General features: G+C 40.5%; 7 protein-coding genes and 1 pseudogene. 6 read left to right on the forward strand and 2 right to left on the reverse strand.

What is annotated here, in order from left to right:
* Both O9323_RS01905 and O9323_RS01910 read left to right on the forward strand, forming a co-directional pair.
* Positions 1-111, forward strand: a 111-nt coding sequence (locus tag O9323_RS01905) for a transposase (protein WP_071784045.1), incomplete at its 5' end; no start/stop codon positions are given.
* 114 nt (positions 112-225) lie between these two features.
* Positions 226-681, forward strand: coding sequence for a BON domain-containing protein (locus tag O9323_RS01910; RefSeq protein ID WP_002777200.1), 456 nt, complete (start codon positions 226-228; stop codon positions 679-681).
* 738 nt (positions 682-1,419) lie between these two features.
* On the opposite strand, the gene O9323_RS01915 is transcribed toward O9323_RS01910, so the two are convergent.
* Both O9323_RS01915 and O9323_RS01920 read right to left on the reverse strand, forming a co-directional pair.
* Complete coding sequence (locus O9323_RS01915; protein ID WP_002752244.1) at positions 1,420-1,584, reverse strand: hypothetical protein; 165 nt, start codon at positions 1,582-1,584, stop codon at positions 1,420-1,422.
* Positions 1,585-1,717: 133 nt separating this feature from the next.
* Complete coding sequence (locus O9323_RS01920; protein ID WP_002752243.1) at positions 1,718-2,020, reverse strand: hypothetical protein; 303 nt, start codon at positions 2,018-2,020, stop codon at positions 1,718-1,720.
* A 320-nt stretch (positions 2,021-2,340) separates the two neighbouring features.
* Here O9323_RS01920 and O9323_RS01925 point away from each other — a divergent pair, with 320 nt between their 5' ends.
* The 4 genes and pseudogenes from O9323_RS01925 to O9323_RS01940 all read left to right on the forward strand — a co-directional run.
* On the forward strand, positions 2,341-2,523 hold the full coding sequence (locus tag O9323_RS01925; protein ID WP_002752242.1) for a CsbD family protein: 183 nt from the start codon (positions 2,341-2,343) through the stop codon (positions 2,521-2,523).
* Positions 2,524-2,815: 292 nt separating this feature from the next.
* Positions 2,816-3,292 carry a CsbD family protein gene (locus tag O9323_RS01930; protein ID WP_002803199.1) on the forward strand — a complete coding sequence of 159 codons (477 nt, stop codon included), beginning with the start codon at positions 2,816-2,818 and terminating at the stop codon, positions 3,290-3,292.
* A gap of 50 nt (positions 3,293-3,342) precedes the next feature.
* On the forward strand, positions 3,343-3,492 hold the full coding sequence (locus O9323_RS01935; protein WP_016515029.1) for a lmo0937 family membrane protein: 150 nt from the start codon (positions 3,343-3,345) through the stop codon (positions 3,490-3,492).
* Between the two features lie 8 nt (positions 3,493-3,500).
* Positions 3,501-3,761 (forward strand): annotated as a pseudogene (locus tag O9323_RS01940) (RNA-guided endonuclease TnpB family protein); the annotation flags it as partial.

The raw sequence follows: 3,761 nt of genomic DNA on the forward strand, positions 1-3,761 counted from the left end.
GTCGAGGGAATCAACAATAAACTTAAACTAATAAAACGGAGAGGCTATGGCTTTAGAAACTTTCGGAATTTTTGGGTTAGAAGTATGTTATCTTGGCATCTTGTATGTTGATTTAGCATAAAGGGTAACGAAGAGCCGAAATTTACAATGCCCTAGCAATTGAAGGCTATGTCGATCCTCCTGCTTCTCGTTTGTAAAATCGGAAATTATTAAAGGATTTGCATCATGAAAAAGATCACAACTTTAATCCTCAGCAGCCTTCTACTGATTGGAACTGTGGCTTGTGGGAACAACGCTAAAACTAGCACCAACGCCCCTTCTTCCACAGAGGAAACGGGGCAAGTTCCTGATACTAAAACAGTCCAAAAGAACCAAAGCGATGCGTCTAGTCAAGTGCGCCGAAATCAACTCAATTCTGATATTCGCGCTCGTGAGCAACGCAACAATCTAACTGGAGGAGATGCGGATCGCGCCAACAGTGACCTTTCCAGTGAAGTTCGCTCTAAGCTAGAAGCCAACATCCCGAAAGGGCAACTTACAGTTTCTGCTAAAGATGGAGCGGTAGTCGTCTCTGGAACCGTAGAAACTCAAGAGCAACTCGACAAAATTGACCCCTTGGCAAAACAAATCAAGGGTGTCAATAGTGTCAAAGTTACAGCAAAAGTGGCGTTGTCAAATTGAAAGATGCTCCGAATCAGCTTGGAACTGAAATTACTTTGATAGCAAGGATTGCATTGCATCTTTCATATTCTAATCTGACAACGCCGCAAAAGTTGCGGGGAGCATCTCACCTTTGTAACTCCTAAATTAAGTTTTATGTCAAGCTATTTTGAAAGCCTTACCAGAAGCAAGTTTTAGCGACAAGCATAATTAGGGCTTGAATAAATGAGATGCTCCCAAGTTGCGCCAGCAGCTCCAGCTAAAAAGAAGTAAACAGAAGATAGCAACTGTAACTAACCTTGAAGACAAGGGGCTTAAGCCCCTTGTCTAATCATTGCTTTAGGACTTACGCATTGACAGAATTTCCGTAGTATGCCTTTGAACTTCAGACTATGGCTTCCAAGTTATTGAGGTCAAGGAAGTTGGATGCTAAATTATTGACAATAAAAGAGCGGATGACCTCAGTAAATAACTCCCTTTGTCAGGAATACCAATTAACAATTTCCGCTTTAAATCGGAGAAATTCTAACTGGGGTTTGCTGAATAATGGTAAAACCCTTTTAAAATAAGGCTTTTGACCTGTTAAAATCCGATGTTCATGCTGCGAAAATAGGATTAAGACCTTCAAAAATCTTGCATTATCCTTTTTTTTAGTACATAAACTGGTACAAAAAAGAGGGCAACAAAGCCTGAAATGACCGGCTACTGACGACCGGCGACCGACTCCTAACCCCACCAACAAACTTTTTGCCGCTAACCCTATTTAGTTCCTAGTTCAACCGAGACTAACCGATTCACATGAGGAGCAAACAAACCCCGAAAGCCCTTGTCTTTAAGGGTATTCATGGTTTCTTTGGCAGCATACCAACTATCTCCTGTGACTGTCTCTGGTTTCAATCCCCAAGCTTTTACTTCGTCCAACATTTCTAAGAAATATTCATGTTTTGTCTGACCCTCCTGTTTATTAACGATTCGATAATTAACGGGAACTGACCTTCCTTTACAATCGGTATAATATCAGGTAACTGCGTTAATACCTTTGACTACTTTTTTGTGTTTACCACCAGTAAAAGTAATCGATTAACTCAGCTTTAGCTGGGTGACTATAAGGCTTGTCAATTACCATGTCGTCTGTACTGATTGTTCCTCCTTCAAGTTCGATTTGAGGAGCCACTTCATCAAACAAATCCTTGGGTGTATAGTTCTCTCGCCACAAGAAACGATTGACACTGTCATGAGATAAATTGCCCAGAATTTGAGCCAAACGAACACAGCTTATATATTTAGGTTCCCAGAGCAAAAATAGGGTGTAAATAGCCAGATTACATTGAGCAGTTGTTGGCTTCGTAATGTTTCTCATCAGTTGTTCTGTTATAAGAGATGCCCTTGTGTCAGGAAATCAAATCGGAGAGGGTTTTGTCAAGAGTCGAGAGAGAAATTGTATCTAAGACTAACAAAATTAGACCACCCACATTTAAGCCTTTTTGTCAATGCGTAATTTCTATGCTTGCAGAAACGGTATCGTTACATTTTGTGTCGTATTCAAGCAATTCATACAGACTCAATCAATTCATACAGTAAATCAAACAACCACCCGTTACAGTAATACCAGAAGCAGAATTGTTAGCTCAACTTAGGTAAGCAGTTCTCAAATCCAAAAAATTCAATAAGGAGAGCATCATGAGCTTAAAAGATAGAACCGAGGCAACCGCCAAAAATATCGAAGGTAAAGTTCAAGAAGCAGTAGGAGATCTGACTGGCGATCCCAAAGCTCAAGCAGAGGGCAAGGAAAAACAGGCAGAGGCAAAAGTTCGTCACACTATCGAAGATGTGAAAGATGAAGTCAAAAAAATTATTGATTAGTAGGTCATTTGTCACGGCAACCGCCATTCAGACAAATGATTGAAACCCAGATTTCATCGGAACTCTTCCTCAAAAAATGGCTTCTTTCGAGACAGGTGAAACACTAGGACAAGGCGGCGTAAATAAACCCAATATTACCAGATATCTAGCTTCTCAAAGAAGTCGAAGATCTCTCCCTCGGTAAACTTACGCCGTCAAAGACTAGAAAAATCTTTCTCGAAAGGGTCTAGACAGTAGTTGTTCATCATCCATGTATCATCGATTCATCAAATTCTTTTTGGGAGTTAAAATGATGTCACTTCAACAGATTCGTCGCTTTTTTGTCACCATTATTTTAACTATAATGCTGGCAATTACTATAGCTTTTGATTTTGGAACTACAAATAGTTGGGCTGCAACTTTACCCACCCAATCGCAGACTCAAATCGCAAGCATGAATCGAGCCAAGGCAGTTACGAAAAATATTGAAGGCAAAGCTCAAGAAGCGATTGGCAACATGACAGGCGATCCCAAAGATCAGATGATGGGAAAAGCCAAGCAAGTCGAAAGTCAGGCTCGTAACGCAGCAGAAGATATAAAAGACCAGATGAAGTTAAAAGGGCGGGCAAAAGCAGTCACAAAGAACATTGAAGGCAAAGCTCAAGAAGCGATAGGTAAAGCTACTGGCAACCGCCAAGATCAAGTTGCTGGAAAAGCTAAACAAGTCGAAAGCCAAGTTCGCAATGCAGTAGAAGACGTAAAAGATACGGTTCAAGATATACTCAATTAAGGATCGATGACTGAATTTTCATTACTTTTCTCTAAATCAAGGAGGGAAATATGTTTGATCTAGTTTGGACTGCCGTTGTTATACTTTTCATCCTCTGGTTGTTAGGATTCTCCATTAACATTGGCGGCAGCTTAATCCACCTGCTTTTGGTTTTGGTGCTGATTGGCGTTGTCTACAATTTGTTTATGAGGCGACGGTAATTGTTCATTCTCGAACACAGAAAGGGTCAAAAAATCGGGAAAAAGCAAGAATCAAAGTAGCTAAGATTCAGGCTCGAATCACCGATAGCAGAAAAGACCATTTACATAAGCTAACCACTCAATTAGTTCGTGAAAACCAAACGATTGTGGTTGAGAATTTAGCCGTCAAGAATATGGTAAAAAACCCCAAGTTATCTCAGGCAATATCTGATGTAAGCTGGGGAGAAATCACTCGACAATTAGCCTATAAATGCCGTTGGTACGGCAGA

The sequence above is a fragment of the Microcystis sp. LE19-131.1A genome (assembly GCF_027532015.1).
GTDB classification, from domain to species: domain Bacteria; phylum Cyanobacteriota; class Cyanobacteriia; order Cyanobacteriales; family Microcystaceae; genus Microcystis; species Microcystis ichthyoblabe_A.

Excerpts from the sequence above, each read along its gene's own strand:
- O9323_RS01930 (WP_002803199.1), top strand. The coding sequence starts at position 2,816 with ATGTCACTTCAACAGATTCGTCGCTTTTTTGTCACCATTATTTTAACT.
- O9323_RS01915 (WP_002752244.1), bottom strand. The coding sequence starts at position 1,584 with ATGTTGGACGAAGTAAAAGCTTGGGGATTGAAACCAGAGACAGTCACA.
- O9323_RS01910 (WP_002777200.1), top strand. The coding sequence starts at position 226 with ATGAAAAAGATCACAACTTTAATCCTCAGCAGCCTTCTACTGATTGGA.
- O9323_RS01935 (WP_016515029.1), top strand. The coding sequence starts at position 3,343 with ATGTTTGATCTAGTTTGGACTGCCGTTGTTATACTTTTCATCCTCTGG.
- O9323_RS01920 (WP_002752243.1), bottom strand. The coding sequence starts at position 2,020 with ATGAGAAACATTACGAAGCCAACAACTGCTCAATGTAATCTGGCTATT.
- O9323_RS01925 (WP_002752242.1), top strand. The coding sequence starts at position 2,341 with ATGAGCTTAAAAGATAGAACCGAGGCAACCGCCAAAAATATCGAAGGT.